We start from the raw sequence: 20,031 nt of genomic DNA, 5'->3' as shown, positions 1-20,031 counted from the left end.
GGCACCATCTTCGCCGCCCGCGAGCTGCTCTCCGCCCTGGCCGAACTCGAAGAAGCGTTCGCCGAAAAAGCCCTGGAATTCCGCACCGTGGTCAAAATGGGCCGCACCCAGTTACAGGACGCCGTGCCCATGACCCTGGGCCAGGAATTCGGCACCTACGCCATCACCATCGGCGAAGACCGCCTCCGCCTCGCCGAAGCGGACCTGCTGATCCACGAAATCAACCTCGGCGCCACCGCCATCGGCACCGGCCTGAACGCACCCCCCGGCTACGCCGCCGCCGCCTGCCGCCACCTGGCCGAGATCACCGGCCTGCCGCTGATCACCGCCCCCGACCTGATCGAAGCCACCCAGGACGTCGGCGCCTTCGTCCACCTCTCCGGCGTCCTCAAACGCGTCGCCGTGAAACTCTCCAAGATCTGCAACGACCTGCGCCTGCTCTCCTCCGGCCCGCGCGCCGGCTTCGGCGAAATCAACCTCCCCGCGGTCCAGTCCGGATCCTCGATCATGCCCGGCAAAATCAACCCCGTGATCCCCGAGGTCGTCTCCCAGGTCGCCTACGAGGTGATCGGCAACGACGTCACCATCACCATGGCCGCCGAAGCCGGCCAGCTCCAGCTCAACGCCTTCGAACCCATCATCGTCCACAGCCTCCACAAGAGCATCTCCCACCTCGAAGCAGCCGCCCGCACCCTCACGGCACGCTGCGTCCGCGGCATCACCGCCAACACCGAACACCTCCGCCTCACCGTGGAACAATCCATCGGCCTGGTCACCGCCCTGAACCCCCACCTCGGCTACGCCACCGCCACCGCCATCGCCCAGGAAGCCCTCGCCACCGGCCGCGGCGTCGCCGAACTCGTCCTCGAACACGGCCTCCTCACCGCCGACCAACTCCAGGAACTCCTCAGCCCCGAACGCCTCGCCAACCTCAGCAAATAGGCACACCCGCAGGTCTCGACAAGCTCGACCGGCGGACGCAAGCTCCCCAGCGGCCGGCGGCCACGCCGCCGCACCAGCCACCCATTCACTCCCGCACAGCGGTGAGGGGCACGCCGTCGTGCCCGGAACCGTCCGTGAAACTGGACCTACCCAAGGACTGACGATGAAAAACAAATCAACTATGTGGATTCTGGCAGCGCTACTGTTCGGGATCATCGGCGGTCTGGTGTGCCACTGGCTGCTGGCCGCAGACGCCCGCGAATCCCTCGTGACGGTCCTCGACACCGTGACCCATATGTTCCTTAACCTGATCAAGATGATCATCGCTCCGCTGATCTTCGCCACCCTTGTCTCAGGCATTGCCGGAGCTGCGAAATCCGCCGGCGTGGGGAAGCTCTTCGGCCGTTCGATGATTTGGTTCCTGACCGCCTCCGTCCTCGTTGGTGCCTTCGGATTCATCACGGCTCACGTACTCAATGTCGGCGACGGCCTGCACCTGATGCCGGGAGGTGACGCGGGGATGGAAACGAAACCCCTCGATTACCAGGAGTTCATCACCCACATCATCCCCACGAGCGTCTTCGCTGCCCTGACGGCCAACAATCCCCTTCAGATCCTCGTGTTCGGCGCACTCTTCGGCATCGCCCTGCTGAACCTTCGGAAGAAGGGCCACTCCTCCATCGCCAACGCAATCGACGAGCTGATGAACGTCATGCTCAAGGTGACCGGGTACGTGATGCTGGCGGCACCCGTCGGCGTTTTCGCGGGCATCGCGTCGGCCTTCACCTCCCAGGGCCTCGACGCGTTCGCCACCTACGCTTCTTTCATCGGCGGGTTCTACCTGTCCCTCTCGGCCCTGTGGGTCCTCATGATCGCCGTGGCCGTTGCCTTTCTCGGACGGGCGGCGTTCCGCCTGGTCCGGATCGTACGCGAACCCATGGTCATAGCATTCGCGACGTCCAGCAGCGAAGCCGCCCTGCCCAAGCTCATTGAGGGCCTGACCAAGTTCGGCATCGAGAAGCGCACCACCGGTTTCGTGTTGCCCTTGGGCTACTCCTTCAACGTCGACGGATCCATGATGTACATGACCTTCGCCTCGGTCTTCCTGATGAATGCGTACGGCATTGACATGGACCTTGGCCAGCAGATCGCCATGACCGCGATGCTTCTGCTCAGTAGCAAAGGCATGGCGGGCGTGCCGCGCGGGTCGCTCGTCGTCGTGGCCGCCGTCGTCCCAGGCTTCGGCATCCCCGCGGCAGGTATCGGTGTCCTTCTGGTGATCGACCAGCTCCTGGACATGGGCCGCACGGCAACCAACATCCTGGGAAATGCCATCGCCACCGCCGTCATCGGCCGAAGCCACGACAAAGCCGCTCCCCGCGACGAGGCTCTCCCGGTTGAGGCTCTCCCGGTTGAAGACGGGCAAGAGGTCCGCGAGCTGGAATCTGCAACGCGCTGACCCGGGCTGGAAGGCAGTTGACTTGCCAAAGGTAATGAACGTCCCGGTCCGCCGGGCGCCACATCACACGGATACCGTCGGCCCCGCCTTGCGACGCAACCGGATCAGATCGGGGATCGTCGAATATCTGTCAGAAAACGGGGCGAGCAAAGTGTCCGACATCAGCAGCGCACTTGGTGCCTCCAGGGACACCGTCCGCTACCACCTCGCAGCGCTGGAGGGCGCGTCGATAGTGCGGTCCAATATTTCCCCCGGTATGAGGGCCAGCTGCACCCCGTTCTATTCCCTGACCGCTGGCGCTCCCCCAAAATAGCGCTCAGCCCGACTGGGTAGCAGCACACACCGTTCTGGGCCCTGAAAACGGCGCGTACTGCTACCCAGTTGGGAGAGGGCGGGGGTCCCACGCCGGAACCCCGGAACCCCACGGAACCTCGGAACCCCGGCAACCCCACGGACCGTTGACATGTGACCAAATGGTCACCTATTCTGGCCTTGTGGACGCCGTATTCAAGGCCCTGGCCGACCCCATCCGCCGGGAACTGCTGGACGAACTCTTCCGTGAGGACGGCCAGACGCTCTCGGCCCTGGAAGCGCGGTTCGAGATCACCCGCTTCGGGGTTATGAAGCACCTCAAGCTGCTAGAGGACGCCGGCCTCGTGGTGACCCGGCGTCGGGGGCGCGAGAAGCTGCACTTCCTGAATCCGGTGCCCATCAGGCTCGTCCACGACCGCTGGGTGAGCAAATATGCAGAACCATGGGCCGCTGCGCTCAGCGACCTCAAAACCAGATTGGAAAGTCCCATGGAAAAGATTTTCGAGATCTACATCAAGACCACCCCGGAACGGCTCTGGGAAGCCATCACGGACAGCGAGATCCGCAGCAAGTACCAGTTCGGGATGCGGATCCGGTCGGACTGGACGCCGGGGTCCCGGTTCGAGATGGCGCCCGCGGGAGGGGACCTCCTCGGCGAGGGCGAAAACGTCGAGGTCGATCCCCCGCGGCGGCTGGTGCAGACCATGCGCGCACTCTGGGGCGAGGACGTCAAGACCGAGGGCACCTCGCGGATCACCTGGGAGATCGAACCGGTAGGCGACGATTCCTGCCACCTGACCGTCACGCACGATCAGCTCCGCGAAGGCGCCAACGAACAGCTCTACGGCGGCTGGCCAATGATCCTCTCCGGCCTGAAGACCTGGCTCGAAACCGGCCAGAAACTGACGACGCCAGGCTCCCTCATGTACGCCTGAGCGGGCCGCGGGGAACTGCTGCGCGGAAACTGCGGGTTGCGGCGCGCCAGACCTGACTGGGTAGGGTTGTTTCCAGGCCCCGGTGTGTGTTCCACACGGGAGAATTGCCCGGCGGGCTCTCCGGCGCGCCCCTCATCGCTCAGGAAAGAGGCAGCATGGAAGTTCCCCTATTCGTCTGGATCCTCACCGTCGCAGGAATTCTGGCGCTCCTGGCCTTCGACTTTTTCTTCCACGTCCGCAAGGCCCACACCCCTTCCCTGAAAGAATCCGCCGTCTGGTCCGCCATCTACGTGGGCATGGCCCTGGCATTCGGCCTGGGCGTCTGGATTTTCGGCGGCCACACGATGGGCACCGAGTACTTCGCCGGGTATGTCACCGAGAAGGCGCTGTCCGTGGACAATCTCTTCGTCTTCCTCATCATCATGGCCAGCTTCAAGGTGCCGCGCGCGGACCAGCAGAAAGTCCTCCTGTTCGGCATCGTCTTTTCGCTGATCGCCCGGACCGGTTTCATCTTCCTCGGCGCCGCGCTGATCAACAGCTTCGCCTGGGTCTTCTACATTTTCGGACTGATCCTGCTCATCACCGCCGGCAACCTGCTCAAGCCCGACTCCCACGACGACGACAGCGAAGGCCTGGTGGTCCGGCTCGCCAAGAAGTTCCTGCCGGCCTCGGAACACTACGACGGCGACAAACTCTTCACCGTGGACAACGGCAAACGCGTCCTCACCCCGATGCTCCTGGTGATGGTGGCGATCGGCGGCACGGACATCCTGTTTGCGCTCGACTCCATCCCCGCCATCTTCGGCCTGACCCAGAACGTCTTCATCGTCTTCACCGCCACGGCGTTCTCGCTCATGGGCCTGCGGCAACTGTTCTTCCTCATCGATGAACTGCTGGACCGCCTGATCTACCTGGCCTACGGCCTCGCCGCCATCCTCGCCTTCATCGGCGTCAAGCTCATCCTGCATGCGCTGCACGAGAACAACCTGCCGTTCGTCAACGACGGCGAACACGTCAACGTCGTCGAAATCAGCACCGCAACCTCCCTCGCGGTGATCCTCGGCGTCCTCACCGTCACCGTCCTCGCCTCGGTCCTCAGCCCCAAGGGCAAGGCCAAGACCAAGGTATCCGGCGCCAAACGGCACGCCACCGAGTATGTGGACCTCAACTACGAAACGGACATCAGGGAGCGGGAGCGCATCTTCGACAAGATGGTCCGCGAGGAGGAAGAGCTGAAGAAGCTCCCGGAGAAGTACAAGCGGCTGATCCGGAACGAGACCGAGTTCATGGACCTGCTCCGGAAGGCCCACGCCGAGCACGACCAGGCGCTTGAGCGGGCCGGAGAGAAATAGCAACGCGGGGTCACCTACGGCCCAAATTCGGCCGCTCCATTGGGCGCGATGTGACCCCGCGTTGCGCTTGCTCCTTGGCGGCGACCAAGACCGCTTCGCAATTTATCTGCCAGTCCGGCGTCCCCGTGCGTGTCAGTCAGGTGTAGGTCAGTCACGACACGTCACCACGGGAACACAGGACACTCGGGGTATGCACGCAGGGTTAGTGCCTCTTCAGGAAGTGGCGGATTTTTTCGCCGATTCCGCTGGCGCCGGTGTGGCCGCGTCCCGAAACATTCGGCCGGGCCATGCCCGTGTGTCCGGCGGCACCGCCTGTCCGTCCCTTCAGACGTTCTGCGGCATGCCTGATCTTGTTGCCCAAGTTCATCGTGAACTCCTCCGTTCAGTGTCCGTCTATCCAGCCTGCGACCGTCGGTAGACCGGTCCTTCTCGACTCTACGCGCGTCCAGTTGCCACGACTATGGAATTTCGGAGTTCGTCCATGCTCGCCGGAATCGGGGGTCTAAATCCCCAGGGCTGACGCCGGCCTGACTTAAAGAGCCTAAGTCCCGAGCCCTGCAGCCTGCCGCGCGAGGTCCGTGATCTGCTGCCAGTTCCCGGATTCGACCGCCGCCCGCGGGGTGAGCCAGCTGCCGCCGACGCACGAGACGTTGGGCAGCCTGAGATAGTCCGGCGCTGTGGCCAGGCTGATGCCTCCCGTGGGGCAGAACTGCACGTGCGGAATGGGTGCCCCGATTGCAGCCAGGTAGGCCGGGCCGCCGGCGGGACCGGCCGGGAAGAACTTCATGGCCTCGAGCCCGCTTTCCAGGACGGCCATCACCTCGCCCACGGTCGCCACGCCGGGCAGCACCGGAACGTCCAGGCCGAGCATGTGATCCAGCAGGGCGGGTGTGACGCCCGGGCTGACCAGGAACTGCGCGCCGGCCGAGACTGCGGCGTCGGCCTGGCCCGGCGTGAGGATGGTGCCCGCGCCCACGAGGATGTCCGGCACCTCGTTGGCGATGAGCTTCAGCGACGTCAGGGCGCTGTCCGTCCGCAGGGTGAGCTCGATGATCCGGATGCCGCCGTCGGCCAGTGCGCGGGCCACGGGAACCGCGTGCTGGGGATCGTCGATAGTCACCACCGGAATGACCGGGGAAACGTGCAGAACGCTGGTGGCGTCAGCCATGGTTGATCTCTTTTCTCAGGCCGTCCAGCCCGTGCCTGTCGATAATGCCGTACCAGTGCGTGAGGAGGGCGGCGAAAACAGCGTTCGCCGCCAGTTCGCCGTCGAAAATGCTGCCGCAACCCAGGAGCGCCGGCACCACCGTGGCGGCGGTCCGCGTGGCGGGAAGTGCCGCGTGGAGTTCAGCGGCGAGGGGATCGTCGAGCTGTTCCAGCGGCGTCGACGCCACGTGCCGCATCCAGGCAGCAACGGCGAGCGCGGCCCACCGTGGTTCGCGGCCGGCGTCGAGATTCCCGCGGACGGTGCTCAGCAGCCGCAACCCGATCTTCTGCGAGCCGTCGCTGCCCACCTTTGCGGTGGTGTGGCCTAGTGCGGGATTCGCGAACCGGCTGAGCACCTGGGCGCAGTATTCATTCCCGTCCAGCCCCTCGGGGAGGCTGATGGTGGGCAGCGCGTCCTCGTGCATCATCCGCCGGCAAGCGGTCAGGAACGCGTCCTCGCCCACGGCGTCGCTGATGGTGGGTTTGCCCGCCGCCAGGCCCAGGTACGCCAGCATGGAGTGGCTCGCGTTGAGCAGGCGCAGTTTGGCCGCCTCCCACGCCGCCACGTCCGTGCTGAACAGGGCGCCGGCGTCTTCCCACCGCGGCCGGCGGGACGCAAAGTTGTCCTCGATGACCCACTGCAGGAACGGTTCCGCCACCACGGCGGCCTCGTCGCGGAGCCCCAGTTCGCGTTCGACGGCGTCCAGGTCACCGGCCGTGGTGGCCGGGACCATCCGGTCCACCATCGTGTTGGGAAACGTGACGTTCGCGGCGAGCCAGGCCAGCAGCGGCTCGGCCTCGGCGGCCGGGAGTTCGGCGGCGAACGCGCGCACCAGCCTGCCAGTCAGCTCCCCGTTGCCGGGAAGGTTGTCGCACGAAACCACGGTGATGGGCCCCGTGTCGGCCCGGGCACGCTGCTGCAGCCCGCGTGCGATCTGCCCGATGGCCGTCTGCGGAGGCTGCCCCGCGAGGTCGGCCCGGACCTGTTCGTCTGCGGTGTTGAGGGATCCGGTGCGCGGATCGATCCGGTAGCCCTTCTCCGTGATGGTGAGCGTGATGACCGACGTCGACGGGTCGGCAATGCGGTCCACCACGGCTCCGGGATGGTCCCGCCCGGAAATGGCCTCCACGATGCTCGACACCAGGCGGAGCGGAGCGGCGCCGCTCCCCCGCTCGGTCACGGTGAAAAGCCCGTCCTGCGGCGCCAGCCGGCGCGCCACCGTATCCGAGCGCTGGGTGACCCCGGTGATCCCCCAATTAAGATCGCCGGTGGCCAGCATCGCGTTTTCGGTGAACACGGCCGTGTGCGCGCGGGCGAAGGCACCCAGGCCGAGGTGCACGATGCCGGGCCGCAGCTTTTCGCGCGGCAACAGTTCCTGGCGGCTTCCGCCGGAAGCCAGCGACGCAGCCAGCGACGCGGCGCTTAGGCGTGTGATGACAGTTCTCCTTCGGGGGTCCGCAGCGCATGTGCGCTTGTCTGCTCGAAGGTGGGGATGAAGCCGGTGCCGCCCTTGCCGCCCACCACGAGCGATGCGGCTGCCGCGCCGTACCGGGCGGCCGCGGGAAGGCCGTCGCCCAGCACCATCCGGGCGGTCAGGGTGCCCACGAAGGCGTCGCCCGCCCCCGTCTGGTCCACCACCGACGGCGCCGGAATCGCGTTGACCCAGGCGGAGTCATGCTCGCTCTCAAGCTGGATGCCTTCCGCCCCGCAGGTCACGGCGACGTTCGCGGCACCAAGGCTGCGGAGCTTCGCTGCGGCTTCCTTCGGTGTGGCGCAGCCCAGGAGCGCGGACGTCTCGCCCGGAAAGGACGGCGTGACCAGGAAGGTCCGCGGCGCCAGTTCGGTGAGGACCGCCGTCGCCTCTTCCACGGACGTGAGCCGGGGGCGGAAGTTGGGATCGAAAACGAAACGGCGGGACACGGCCGCTGCCTTGAGGACGGCCGCCCGGGACGACGCGGAAATGGCGCAGGCGATCCCGCCGGCAATGACAGCCCCTGCCGCCGCGACCACGGCCGGATCAACATCGTCCGGGCCGAGCGTGGACCCCACGCTGCCCGAGCGGGCGTAGGAGAACTCCCGCTGCCCGTCCGGATCGCAGTGCACCAGGTAGACGCCCTGCTGGCCGGTCCTGAACGTCAGCAGCTCGTCGGAAATGCCGAGTTCCCGGATCCTGGCGGCGATCGCCTGGCCGAGGTCGTCGTCGGGCAGCACGGCCAGCAGCCCCGTGCGGGCGCCGGCCGCCGCGGCAGCCGCCGCGACGTTCAGCGCGTCCCCGGAGATGCCCAGCTGGGCCGGCACGCCGTGGCCGAACGCCACGTCGGTGGCCACCTCAACGAGGATCTCCCCCATCACGACGACGTCGAACGGCCCGTTCTGTTGCGTTGAGGCGCTCACCAGTCATGCACCGACCCGTCGAGCCGGCGGTTGATGGGCAGGTACTTCGGGGCGAACGGGAACGCGGCAGCCGCCTCCTCGTTGAACTCGACGCCGACGCCCGGGGCGTCACCGGGATGCATGTAGCCGTCGGTGAAGGTGTAGGACGTCTTGAAGACCTCGCCCGCAGGGTCCCGGTGGCCCATGTACTCCTGCACGCCGAAGTTGGGGATGCTCATGTCCACGTGCAGGGCCGCGGCGAAGGAAACGGGCGAGAGGTCACCCGCGCCGTGCGAGCCGGACCGGACGCCGTACAGGTCCGCGAGCGAGAAGATGCGGCGCAGGTGGGTGATGCCGCCGGCGTGCGAGACGGACGTGCGGATGTAGTCGATCAGGCGTTCGGTGATCAGCTGCTGGCAGTCCCAGATCGAGTTGAACACCTCGCCCACGGCAATGGGCGTGGTGGTGTGCTGGCGGATCAGGCGGAACGCCGACTGGTCCTCGGCAGGCGTCGGATCCTCGATCCAGAACGGCCGGTACTGCTCGAGCGAGGCGCCCAGCCGGCCGGCCTCGATCGGCGTCAGCCGGTGGTGGACGTCGTGCAGGACGTGCACGCCGTAGCCGAACTCCTCGCGCACGTGCGCCATCATCTTGGGCGCGAAGTCCAGGTAGGACGTGGTTTCCCACATGTCTTCCTGCGGGACGTTGCCGCTGGCCGGCTCGTACGTCTTGCCGTCCACGGGGGCGATCCCGTAGGTCTTTTCCAGCCCCGGCACGGCGGCCTGCGCCCGGATGGCCTTGTACCCAAGGTCCAGGTGGGCCTGGAAGTCGGCGCTCAGGTCCTGCAGCGTTGAGCCGCTGGCGTGCCCGTAGACCATGACGCCCTCGCGCGCCGCCCCGCCCAGGAGCTCGTAGACCGGCATGCCGGCCACCTTGCCCTTGATGTCCCACAGCGCGACGTCGATCGCAGCGATCGCGGTCATGGTCACCGGCCCGCGGCGCCAGTAGGCGCCCTTATAGAAGTACTGCCACGCGTCTTCGATGCGGCGTGCGTCGCGGCCGATCAGCAGCGGGCACAGGTGCTCGGAGAGATAGGACGCGACAGCCAGCTCGCGGCCGTTGAGCGTGGCGTCGCCGATGCCGGTCACGCCGTCCTCGGTTTCAATAACGAGCGTGACGTAATTCCGTCCTGGCGACGAAACCACTACCCGTGCGTCGGTGATCTTCACTGGTTGGTCCTTCGGATGTGTGGTGGAAATAGGCAAGTAGGTCGCAGCGGATGCCGTTTTGAGCCCTCAGAACGACACCTGCTGCTACTCAGTTGGGCTGAGGCGGAGCATGACCTTGCTGCTGCCGGCAGAGGGGTCAGCCGAGACGCGCATGGCTTCCTCGGCCTGGTCGATGCCGAACTTGTGGGTGATGACCGGGGAGACGTCCAGGCCGTCGGCCATGGCGCGGAGCGCGTCGCCGATCTCGTCCACGAACCGGTAGGAACCGATCCACGTGATCTCCCGCGTCACCAGGTCACCCAGCGCGGCGGGCGCCGGGGCACCGGGCAGGTTGCCCACCTGCACCAGGGTTCCGCCGCGGGCGGTGGCCCGGAGGACGCCGCCCAGCACAGCGGGGATGCCGGTGGCTTCAAACACCAGCTCCATGTCCTGCGGCAGGGCGCCGCCGCCGGAGACGTTCAGGACTTCGTCGGCTCCCATGGCCTTGGCGATCCGCAGCGATGCGTCGTTGATGTCCGTGGCGATGACGGCCCTCGCCCCGGCGTACTTGGCCGCCGCGATCACCAGCGAGCCGATCGGTCCGGCGCCGTTGACCAGGATGTCCCGGCCGGCAAGCGACCCGGCGCGGCTGACGGCGTGCATGGCGACGGCGAGCGGTTCCGCGAGCGCCCCGTGCAGGGTGTCCACGCCATCGGGCAGCGGGCGGATCTGCGAAGCCCTGGCGAGCTTCCGTTCGCTGAACCCGCCGTCGGTGTGCGGATCGAAGGCCGCCGAGCCGAAGTACCTGATCTGCGGGTAGAGGTTCGTCCTGCCAGTGAGGCGTTCTGGCATGGTCCCGTCCCCCACGAGCTCCGCGGGGTGCACGGTAACCGGCTGGCCGACGTCGAGGTTTTCGACGCCGGCACCCAACTGGGCGATCCGGCCGGCCACCTCATGGCCGAGGACCAGCGGCGCCTTCAGCGCCGCCGTCCCCGAGGCGCCGTGGCGCCAATACGAAAGGTCAGATCCGCAGATGCCGCCCCATTCGACGTCGAGCACTACCTCCCCCGGCCCGGCAACGGGCTCGGGGCGGTCGTCGATGCGGAGGTCGTTGGCTCCGTGGACTACGACGGCTTTCATACCGCGTCTTCCAGGCGGACCATGTCGCGGCCGCGGACCTCGGGCCCGACGACGGCGGCGACGAGGGTGATGAGCGAGTAGCCAACCAGCATGGCGGCCAGCGGCCACCAGTGTCCGGTAACGGCCGTGAGCGTGGCGGCCAGCAGCGGGCCGATGGCGGTGGCGAGGATGCCGCCGACCTCCTTGGCCAGGGCCAGCTGGGTGAAGCGGGTGCGCGCTCCGAAGAACTCGGCCATGGTGACGCTTTCCATCGCGAAAAGGCTCAGCACGCCGAGGTTGAGGCCGGCGACGATGGCGATGGTGATCAGCGTGGTGTTGCCGCTGGTGACCATGAGCATCATGGGAATGGCGAACAGCGCCGTCAGGGTGCTCAGCACGAGGTACAGCGGCCTGCGACCGAAACGGTCACCCAGGAGGCCCATGATGGGGATGGTGATGAACCCCAGTAGGGAGCCGTAGACGATCGCCGTGGTGCCGACCGACTTGTCCACCAGCAGGACGGTTGCCAGGTAGCCGATGAGGAAGGTCTGGATGAGCCCGGAGTTGCCGGCCTGGCCGAAGCGGAGGCCGAGGGCGATCAGGAAGGCCTTGCCCTTGCGCTGGTGCAGGGCGGCCTCGATGGTGCTGGTGCCGGCAAGGTCGGGAACCGCGGGGTTGGCTGTGGTGGCGGTTGCCCTGACGGTTTCCGGACGTGCTGTTTCCTGCTGCGCGCTTTCCTGCTTGGCGATCTCCGCCTTGGACAGCGCGACGCCGTCCACGACGTCGGCCCGCTGTTCAAAGACCGGGCTCTCCTTGAGGGAGCGGCGGATCCAGACGGCGAAGATCATCAGCACGAAGCTGGCCAGGAACGGGACGCGCCAGCCCCAGCTGAGCAGCTGGTCTTCGGGGAGCACGCTGACCAGGATGGCCCAGAGGGCGGAGGCCGCGAGGGTTCCGGAGTTGGTGCCGAGGCAGACGAGCGAGGAGATCAGGCCGCGGCGGCGGGCGGGAGCGTATTCCGCGAGCATCACGGTGGCGCCGGCGATTTCCGCGCCGGCTCCGAAGCCCTGGATCAAGCGCAGCGCCACGAGGAGGATCGGGGCCCAGATGCCGATCATGGCGTAGGTGGGCAGGACGCCGATGAGGGTGGTGGATGCGCCCATGAGGGCGATGGTGATGAACAGGACCTTCTTGCGGCCGATCCTGTCACCCATGCGGCCGAAGTACACGGCGCCCACGAGGCGGGCCACATACCCGACGCCGTAGGTGGCCATGGCGGCGATGAGGCCGATGACGGGACTTACGTCGGGGAAGAAGATCTTGTTGAAAACGATGGCCGCGGCCAGGGAGTAGAGCTGGAAATCCATGAATTCCATGGCCGTTCCCAGCCAGCCGGACACCGCAACCTTGGCGAGGTCTTGGGTGGTCCTGGATTCCCGCCTGGTGGTAGTGGGCGGTGCGATGCTCTCGGTCATCTGTTGCTCCTTTGCAGGCGATGAAAAAGGAAGGTGGAGCTGTTCTGCGGGGCGAAGGTGGCCGCCACCCTGGGTAGCGCATGGGACTGCGTCCCGGCGGCCTTCTTACTACCATACAAGCACTACCATTCTAGTTTGTCAACGATAGCTAGACTGGATACATGGCAAACGGCAGACCCGAAAAAGGACAGTCACCGCGGCTCTCGGTGCGCGATCAGACCCTGGAGACCCTCCGGCGTCGGATTATTTCCCTGCAGCTCCCGCCCGGTGAGCCGCTGTCCGAAAACGAGCTTGCCCAGGAACTCGGCGTCAGCAGGACGCCGGTGCGCGAAAGCCTCATCCTGCTGCGCGAGGAGGGCCTGGTTCAGGTTTTTCCGCAGATCGGATCGTTTGTGTCCCTGGTGGACCTGCGGCGCGTATCCGAGGCGCAGTTCGTCCGCGAGGCCATCGAATGCGCTTCCCTCGCCGACGTGGTGCTGGATGCTTCCGGGATAGCGGGCCTCCGGGAAATCCTCGCGAGCCAGCGTGCCGCCGAGGCCACGGGCGACGTCGAGGACTTCTTCCGGCTGGACGAGGACTTCCACCGTGAGCTCCTCCGGCTCGCGGGCCACGAATCGGCCTGGACGGCCGTCAATTCAGCCAAGGCGCATCTGGACCGTGCCCGGCGTTTGAGCCTGATTGACACGCGCCCTGTATCGACGCTGATTGAGCAGCACACGGCGGTGGTGGACGCGTTGGAAGCCAACAACCTTGCGGACGCGGACAGCTCCCTCCGCATCCACCTTCGCGGCGTGTTCGAGGACGTCAAGCGTATTCAGGCGTCGTCGCCCGACCTGTTTTCGGACGGCACGGCATCCCGCCCTGTCCGCCGGAGCATCGCGCGCCTTTCCTGACGCGCCGTTGCTGCCGGCGCCATTACTGTTGCGCCTGTTCCTGCTTGACCTGTTCCTGCTTGACCTATTCCTGCTTCACCAGCGCTGCATCGATATCGATCTTTACTTTGTCGCTGACCAGGAAGCCACCGGTTTCCAGCGCCGCGTTCCACGTCAGGCCGAACTCCTTGCGGCTGATCTCCGCCTCCGCGGAGCAGCCGGCCCGGGTGGCACCGAACGGGTCCACCGCCACGCCGGTGAACTCGACTTCAAGTTCCACGGGCTTGGTGATGCCCCGGATGGTGAGGTCCCCGGTCACCGTGTAGTCCTCGCCGTCGCCCTCAATGCTCGTGGCGCGGAACGTCATCTCGGGAAACTGCTCGACGTCGAAGAAGTCCGGTCCGCGCACGTGGGCGTCGCGGTTGGCGTCCCCCGAGTCAAAGCTGGCAGTCTTGACGGTGGCGCGAAGCGATGACTCCGCCAGCGAGTTGCCCACACGGGCTTCGGCGGTAGCGTCGGTAAACCGCCCACGGACCTTGCTGATCCCGGCATGCCGAACGGTAAAACCGATCTCGCTGTGGGCCGCGTCGAGGATCCAAGTGCCGGGGGTCAAGCCTGCGGGAAGAGTCATGTTCGTATCTCCTTAAAGACGAAAAACCAGCCGAATGATGCGGTCTCAACACTTGTTCGGCGCGGCGGTGAAGTCAAGGATCAACCGCGAGGCGATGGCCCCCAACAAGTCCCCTCACGCGCACACGGAGGTCCCCCACGGGGCCCCGCACCCGGCCCTGGGTCCGCCTGCCGGAGTTGCCGCACTGCCCCTAAACTCTTAGCTAATTTTCAGGAAACGTACGTAGCCTTATTTATAGGTTCACCTCGATCCCCCATCCGTGGTGTTCCTGCCGCTAGGAGCAGCCCCGTATCGCCATTTGGCAGTGCGGGGCTCTCTGCTTCCCTGGGCGTTTCCGCCTTTGGTGTGGGGGCGGCGGCAGCCCGGCGTCCGGACCGCCGCCCCGCGCGCCTCCTTTCGGACTGCCGCCTTAGCTCAGGTAGCCGTTGGGGTTCAGGACATACTTGGTGGCCGCACCGGCGTCGAACTCGGCGTAGCCCTTCGGAGCGTCGTTCAGGAGGATCGGCTTGGCGTTGACGTTCTTGGCGATGTGCACGCGGTCGTGCAGGATGGCCATCATCAGCTGCCTGTTGTACTTCATCACCGGACACTGGCCGGTTGTGAAGCTGAGCGACTTTGCCCAGCCCGTGCCGAGGCTCAGGCTCAGCGATCCCTTCTTCGCGGCCTCGTCAATGCCGCCCGGATCACCTGTCACGTAGAGGCCCGGAATGCCCAGTGCGCCGCCGGCAGTAGTGATGTCCATCAGCGAATTCAGCACGGTGGCCGGGGCTTCCTGCGCGCCCTGACCGTGGCCCTTCGCCTCGAAGCCCACCGCGTCCACGCCGCAATCCACCTCGGGAACCCCCAGGATCTGCTCGATCTGTTCCGCCGGGCCGCCCTTGGTCAGGTCCACTGTTTCGCAGCCGAAACTCCGGGCCTGTGCCAGCCGTTCGCTGTTCAGGTCGCCCACAATCACGACGGCGGCACCCAGCAGCTGCGCGCTGGTCGCCGCTGCGAGTCCAACAGGCCCCGCCCCCGCGACGTACACCGTGGAGCCCACGCCCACGTTGGCGCTGACTGCCCCGTGGAAGCCCGTGGGGAAGATGTCGGACAGCATGGCCAGGTCCAGGATCTTCTCCATGGCCCGGTCCTTGTCCGGGAACTTCAGCAGGTTCCAGTCGGCGTACGGCACCAGCACATAGTTGGCCTGGCCGCCCACCCAGCCGCCCATGTCCACGTACCCGTACGCGCTACCCGGCCGGTCAGGGTTCACGTTGAGGCAGACACCGGTTTTGCGTTCCTTGCAGTTCCGGCAGCGTCCGCAGGCGATATTGAACGGCACCGAGCAGAGATCGCCCACCTTGATGAATTCGACGCCCGGTCCCACCTCCACCACCTCGCCGGTGATCTCGTGGCCCAGGACCAGGTCCGGCGGAGCGGTAGTCCGGCCGCGCACCATGTGCTGGTCTGAGCCGCAGATGTTGGTGGCCACCGTCTTCAGAATTGCGCCGTGGGGAACCTTGCGCCCCACATTGGCCGGATTGACGCCCGGCCCGTCCTTGAGTTCGAAACTTGGGTAGTCAATATCAATGACTTCCACCTTGCCGGGTCCCTTGTAGGCAACGGCTTTGTTCCCTTCCATCTTTTCCTCCTGGCCTCCCGGACCCTCCCCGATGAAGGGTCGGCGGTGATACATGAGCGATCTGATGCGCCCTCCCGGGCAGGCCCCGGCGGCAGGCCGGACGCCGTCGTCAGTGCCTGGACAGTGGAGGGTCAGGCCAGTCTAGGACTCCGGCGGAGGTGAGGTCTACCGGGTTCACTTGGAAATTGATAGCAGACCCTCACCGGCATGCGCCGGGCCGAAACCACGCCGGCGAACAACCCGCAGCGGACGCCCGGAACCAAATAAATACGCAACACTATTGGGTCTTTTTGATTGGGCCGGCCGGGCCTACGTTGGAACCAGCGCCTCGCCCAGCCCGGGCGGCACCCACCCCGGAGGAACTCCATGAGCACGCACGTCGCAGACTGCAGCGTCACCAACTGCTCCTTCAATGACCACACCCATTGCAACGCCGAGGCCATCACGGTTGGCGGCACCACTGACCACGCGTCCTGCGCCACTTTCATTGATACGGGCAGCCACGGCGGCCTGCCGAAGGTTCTGGCCAACGTCGGGGCGTGCCAGCGAGCCGAGTGCGTCCACAACGACCACCTGATGTGCAACGCCCCGGAAGTCCATGTGGGCCCGGGTGCTGACAACGCCGACTGCCTCACCTACGCACACACGTAACCAACGCAGCACCAACCACGCAGGCATCCTGGGTTCTCCATTGTCATCGCCCTTATTGTCATAGCCTCTTGCTAGATTCGAATCAGCGCACCGGGAACCGTCCCGGAGCGAGGCTGCCAATGGGGAGGCCCCATGTTCCTGCTCGAACCTGTTACGCCGGGAGCGCCCGCTGATCTGGTGTTCTCGGCGACTGACCTTGTGGCCGCCAGCGAGTGCGAGTACCGCACGCTCCGGATCCTCGACGAGAAGCTGGGCCGCTCCCCCAAGGCCGACTTTCCGGCCGACGAGATGCAGGCGCGCGCCGGCACGCTGGGCGATCTCCACGAGCACAAGGTCTTGGCCGGCCTCATCGCCGAGCACGGCGCCTGGGATGCCGCGAACGGCACGGGGGTCTACTCTGTGGAGCGCGGAACCACTGACCGCACCGATCTGACCAGCAAACACAATGAAACAGCCGCCGCCCTACATGCCGGTGCTGACGTCGTCTTCCAGGCCACCTTTTTCGACGGCGAGTTCCTGGGCTATGCGGACTTCCTGATCAAGGAGGGCGGCCACGCCGGGGGACCCGCCGGCCGCTACGCCGTGTGGGACACCAAGCTGGCCCGGCATGCCAAGGTGGGCGCCTTGCTGCAGCTGGCCGCCTACGGTGACCAACTGATCCAACTCGGGCTCACCCCGGCGCCGCGTGTCACCCTGGTTCTCGGCAACCTCGAACACAGCGTCCACTCACTCGCCGATCTTCTGCCTGTGTACCGCGAGCGCCGTGTCCGGTTCCGCGAGCTGACCGCGGCCCACCGGGCATCAGATGCGCGCGTGAGGTGGCAGCAGCCCGGCGTCGGCCATTGCGGCAGGTGCGATTACTGCGCCGAACAGGTGGCGGAACACCGTGACCTGCTGATGGTGGCGGGGATGACCTCCGTGCAGCGGAAGAAGCTCATTGCCGGCGGCGTCACCACCATCGACGCCCTGGCCGAGCTCCCGCAGGAGCTGGCGACGGGATCCAAGCGCCGCCTGCGGGATCAGGCCAGGATGCAGACGGGCCGCGAGGATCCGGACGGATCGCGCACCTTCGTCAAGGACGGCGAACAGCACACCGTGACCTACATGGTGCTGGCGGACAACGCGCTGGCCAGCATCCCCGCACCCAGCGGTGGTGACATCTTCTTCGATTTCGAAGGCGATCCGCTGTGGCAGGACCCCGCGGGCCAGTGGGGACTTGAGTACCTCTTCGGCGTCATCGAGGCGCCCCTGCCCGGAGACCCTCCCGGCGCCCAGCCGGAGTTCCGGCCCTTCTGGGCACACTCCCGTGCGGGCGAAAGGCAGGCCTTCCTGGACTTCCTCGCCTACGTGGAGGAACGCCGCGCCCGGTACCCGGACATGCACGTCTACCACTACGCGCCGTACGAAAAGACGGCACTTCGCAAGCTGTCGCTGAGCCATGTTGCCGGTGAGGACATCGTGGACAGCTGGCTTCGCGAGGGGGTGCTCGTGGACCTGTACGCAACCGTGCGGCACTCGCTGCGGATCTCCGAGGCCTCCTACTCCATCAAGAAACTCGAGCCGCTGTACATGGGCAACAACCTGCGGTCCGGGGACGTCAAGGACGCCGGCGCCTCCGTGGTTGCCTACGCGGCGTATTGCACCGCGCGCGACGGCGGACCCGGAACCCAGGCGGAGGCTGCCGCCATCCTCGCCTCCATCTCCGACTACAACGAGTACGACTGCCTCTCCACGCTGCGGCTCCGGGACTGGCTGCTGGAGCTCCGACACCAGGGTGGGAGCCCGGCCCGCGTTCCGGCCGCTGGCGCTGGGCCAGCGGATGCTACTGCCGCGGCGCCTTCCGCCGGCCAGGCAGAGGTTTCCTCGCCGGAAGCGCCCGCGATAGAGCCCGACGCCGAGCCAAGCGCCGAGGAGGAACGCCTCCGCGCGTATCTGGATGCCGTCCCGGACAACCGCGAACTGACAGCCGACGAACAGGCCGTGGCCATGGTTGCGGCCGCCACGGGCTACCACCGCCGGGAGCGCAAGCAGTTCTGGTGGGAGCACTTCGACCGCCTCGAATCCGAGGTGGACAGATGGTCGGATCAGCGGAACGTCTTCATCGTCGAGTCGGCTGCCGTCCTGTCGGACTGGGCGCCGCCCACAGCCCGTGCCCGCACGGAATCCAGGACCCTGCAGCTCACCGGCGTCATGAGTGAGGCCTCGGAGTTCCGTGCCGGCTCCACGTGGTTCCGCATGTTCGAGGACCCCCTGCCGGACGGACTCGGAGAAGTCGACGGCGGACGCACGCCGCGGCCCTCGTCTCCCGGCGCGGGGCTTCACACCGCTGATGGGACACAGCAGGCCGGAATCGCCAGGGAAGCACTCTCCCGGGACGGGATCTTCGGCACCGTGGTGGAGGCGGTTGAGGACCATCCCGAGCAGGAGGGCAAGACCGTCATCACCGTCACGGAGAAGTCGTCCGGGCGGGTCCCGCCGTACTTCCAGCTTCCTATGGCGCTGACCCCGGACCGGCCGATCCCCACCGCGAGCATTGAAGCGGCACTGGCCGAACTCGCCCAACTCGTCGGCGCCGCACTTCCGTCGCTGCCCAAACATGCCGGGCTCGACATCCTCCGCCGGGAGCCTCCACGGCTGGCCTCGCTGCCGGCCCTCCCGCCGGTGGCGCATGATGCCTCGGGGAATGCCGACTACGTCTCCGCCATCACCGGGGCGCTGGAAGACCTGGACCGTTCCTACCTCGCCGTCCAGGGGCCACCGGGCACTGGCAAGACGTATGTCGGCTCGCACGTCATCGCCCGCCTGGTGCAACGCGGGTGGAAGGTGGGCGTCGTTGCCCAGTCTCACGCCGTCGTCGAAAACATGCTGTGCACCGCCATTGAGAAGGCCGGCGTGGATCCGCGGGTGGTGGCCAAGCGGCTGGCGCAGCCGCACGACGTTCCCTGGATCCATACCGCCGACGAGGACATCGTCCGGCTCCTGGACGGGCAGGCCGGCTGCCTGATTGGCGGGACCGCGTGGACCCTGACCGGCAAGTGCGTGCCGCCCGGATCGCTGGATCTGCTGGTGATTGACGAGGCCGGGCAGTATTCGCTGGCCAACACCCTTGCAGTGGCCAGGTCCGCCTCGCGCCTGCTGCTGCTCGGCGACCCGCAGCAACTGCCACAGGTCACGCAGGGGTCCCATCCCCAGCCCGTTGACGAGTCCGCCCTCGGCTGGCTGTCCGCCGGACATGCCACCATGCCTGCCGAGCTGGGCTACTTCCTTGCTGATTCCTGGCGGATGCATCCCCAGCTGTGTAAGGCAGTGTCACGGCTCAGCTACGACGCGAAGCTGGAGTCGGCTCCGGCGGCATCGTTGCGTCATCTGGACGGGGTCCCGGCCGGGGTGGAGACGGTGCTTGTTGAGCACAGCGGCAACACCACCAGCTCACGGGAGGAAGCCGCGATGATCGTGCGGCTGGCAAATGACCACATCGGGCTCAAGTGGACCCCGGGCCGGGATGAGCCCGTGCGCCGGCTGGAGGCCAGCGACATCCTCGTCGTGGCCGCCTACAACGCCCAAGTGCAGGCCATCCGGCACGCTCTCGATCACGCAGGACTCCCGGACGTGCGGGTGGGGACGGTCGATAAATTCCAGGGCCAGGAGGCCCCCGTGGTGTTCGTGTCCATGGCATGCTCCGCCATCGCCGAGGCGCCGCGGGGAGCCGAGTTCCTGCTGAACCGCAACCGCATTAACGTGGCCGTTTCCCGCGGCCAATGGCGTGCGGTGATCGTCCGCTCGCCCGAGTTGACCAACTACATGCCCACCCGGCCGTCGGCGCTGGAGGAGCTCGGCGCGTTCATTGGACTCAGTCCCCGTCCCGTCGGCTGAC

Annotated in this window: 16 protein-coding genes and 1 pseudogene; 8 read left to right on the top strand and 9 right to left on the bottom strand. The window is 66.6% G+C overall.

What is annotated here, in order from left to right; all coding sequences use genetic code 11:
- The 5 genes and pseudogenes from ABFP37_RS21485 to ABFP37_RS21465 all read left to right on the top strand — a co-directional run.
- On the top strand, nt 1–942 hold a 942-nt coding region (locus tag ABFP37_RS21485), incomplete at its 5' end, for a lyase family protein (RefSeq protein WP_347034884.1).
- Between the two features lie 163 nt (nt 943–1,105).
- The gene (locus ABFP37_RS21480) at nt 1,106–2,401 is read left to right on the top strand and encodes a dicarboxylate/amino acid:cation symporter (protein WP_347034883.1); all 1,296 of its coding nucleotides are present in this window, start codon (nt 1,106–1,108) and stop codon (nt 2,399–2,401) included.
- Between the two features lie 473 nt (nt 2,402–2,874).
- Nucleotides 2,875–3,207 (top strand): annotated as a pseudogene (locus ABFP37_RS21475) (helix-turn-helix domain-containing protein); the annotation flags it as partial.
- The gene (locus ABFP37_RS21470) at nt 3,202–3,648 is read left to right on the top strand and encodes an SRPBCC family protein (RefSeq protein WP_347034886.1); all 447 of its coding nucleotides are present in this window, start codon (nt 3,202–3,204) and stop codon (nt 3,646–3,648) included. The pseudogene ABFP37_RS21475 and the gene ABFP37_RS21470, both read left to right, overlap by 6 nt.
- A gap of 155 nt (nt 3,649–3,803) precedes the next feature.
- The gene (locus ABFP37_RS21465; protein ID WP_078029054.1) at nt 3,804–5,000 is read left to right on the top strand and encodes a TerC family protein; all 1,197 of its coding nucleotides are present in this window, start codon (nt 3,804–3,806) and stop codon (nt 4,998–5,000) included.
- 202 nt (nt 5,001–5,202) lie between these two features.
- Here the strand turns inward: ABFP37_RS21465 and ABFP37_RS21460 are convergent, their stop codons facing one another.
- The 7 genes from ABFP37_RS21460 to ABFP37_RS21430 all read right to left on the bottom strand — a co-directional run bounded on the left by ABFP37_RS21460 (nt 5,203) and on the right by ABFP37_RS21430 (nt 12,382).
- The gene (locus ABFP37_RS21460; RefSeq protein ID WP_347034882.1) at nt 5,203–5,367 is read right to left on the bottom strand and encodes a hypothetical protein; all 165 of its coding nucleotides are present in this window, start codon (nt 5,365–5,367) and stop codon (nt 5,203–5,205) included.
- Between the two features lie 174 nt (nt 5,368–5,541).
- Nucleotides 5,542–6,168 (bottom strand): bifunctional 4-hydroxy-2-oxoglutarate aldolase/2-dehydro-3-deoxy-phosphogluconate aldolase, encoded by a 627-nt coding sequence (gene eda, locus ABFP37_RS21455; protein ID WP_078029053.1) that lies wholly within the window; start codon nt 6,166–6,168, stop codon nt 5,542–5,544.
- Complete coding sequence (locus tag ABFP37_RS21450) at nt 6,161–7,576, bottom strand: mannitol dehydrogenase family protein (protein WP_347034881.1); 1,416 nt, start codon at nt 7,574–7,576, stop codon at nt 6,161–6,163. The genes eda and ABFP37_RS21450 overlap by 8 nt, the downstream gene beginning before the upstream one ends.
- Before the next feature lie 53 nt (nt 7,577–7,629).
- Nucleotides 7,630–8,601: a PfkB family carbohydrate kinase gene (locus ABFP37_RS21445; protein WP_347034880.1), complete on the bottom strand. Its 972-nt coding sequence runs from the start codon at nt 8,599–8,601 to the stop codon at nt 7,630–7,632.
- Nucleotides 8,598–9,809: a D-mannonate dehydratase ManD gene (gene manD, locus ABFP37_RS21440; protein ID WP_347034879.1), complete on the bottom strand. Its 1,212-nt coding sequence runs from the start codon at nt 9,807–9,809 to the stop codon at nt 8,598–8,600. The genes ABFP37_RS21445 and manD overlap by 4 nt, the downstream gene beginning before the upstream one ends.
- An 84-nt stretch (nt 9,810–9,893) precedes the next feature.
- Nucleotides 9,894–10,928, bottom strand: a complete 1,035-nt coding sequence (locus ABFP37_RS21435; protein ID WP_078029050.1) for an L-idonate 5-dehydrogenase — start codon at nt 10,926–10,928, stop codon at nt 9,894–9,896.
- Nucleotides 10,925–12,382 carry an MFS transporter gene (locus tag ABFP37_RS21430; protein WP_347034878.1) on the bottom strand — a complete coding sequence of 486 codons (1,458 nt, stop codon included), beginning with the start codon at nt 12,380–12,382 and terminating at the stop codon, nt 10,925–10,927. The genes ABFP37_RS21435 and ABFP37_RS21430 overlap by 4 nt, the downstream gene beginning before the upstream one ends.
- Before the next feature lie 161 nt (nt 12,383–12,543).
- On the opposite strand from ABFP37_RS21430, the gene ABFP37_RS21425 reads away from it, so the two are divergent.
- Nucleotides 12,544–13,275: a GntR family transcriptional regulator gene (locus ABFP37_RS21425; protein WP_078029048.1), complete on the top strand. Its 732-nt coding sequence runs from the start codon at nt 12,544–12,546 to the stop codon at nt 13,273–13,275.
- A 64-nt stretch (nt 13,276–13,339) separates the two neighbouring features.
- Here the strand turns inward: ABFP37_RS21425 and ABFP37_RS21420 are convergent, their stop codons facing one another.
- Both ABFP37_RS21420 and fdhA read right to left on the bottom strand, forming a co-directional pair.
- Nucleotides 13,340–13,885 carry a YceI family protein gene (locus ABFP37_RS21420; RefSeq protein ID WP_078029047.1) on the bottom strand — a complete coding sequence of 182 codons (546 nt, stop codon included), beginning with the start codon at nt 13,883–13,885 and terminating at the stop codon, nt 13,340–13,342.
- Nucleotides 13,886–14,294: 409 nt separating this feature from the next.
- Nucleotides 14,295–15,506: a formaldehyde dehydrogenase, glutathione-independent gene (gene fdhA, locus ABFP37_RS21415; RefSeq protein WP_078029046.1), complete on the bottom strand. Its 1,212-nt coding sequence runs from the start codon at nt 15,504–15,506 to the stop codon at nt 14,295–14,297.
- Nucleotides 15,507–15,872: 366 nt separating this feature from the next.
- Between fdhA and ABFP37_RS21410 the strand changes: the two genes are divergently transcribed.
- Together ABFP37_RS21410 and ABFP37_RS21405 are read left to right on the top strand one after the other, a co-directional pair.
- Nucleotides 15,873–16,157 carry a DUF1540 domain-containing protein gene (locus ABFP37_RS21410; protein WP_078029045.1) on the top strand — a complete coding sequence of 95 codons (285 nt, stop codon included), beginning with the start codon at nt 15,873–15,875 and terminating at the stop codon, nt 16,155–16,157.
- Nucleotides 16,158–16,289: 132 nt separating this feature from the next.
- On the top strand, nt 16,290–20,030 hold the full coding sequence (locus ABFP37_RS21405; protein WP_347034877.1) for a TM0106 family RecB-like putative nuclease: 3,741 nt from the start codon (nt 16,290–16,292) through the stop codon (nt 20,028–20,030).
- Nucleotide 20,031 lies beyond the last annotated feature (1 nt).

Origin of the sequence: Burkholderia sp. RS01, from assembly GCF_039748055.1 — a bacterium.
Classification (GTDB): domain Bacteria; phylum Actinomycetota; class Actinomycetes; order Actinomycetales; family Micrococcaceae; genus Arthrobacter.
The sequence above is the reverse complement of the archived record's forward strand: the minus strand, read 5'-3'. Positions and strand labels throughout refer to the sequence as shown.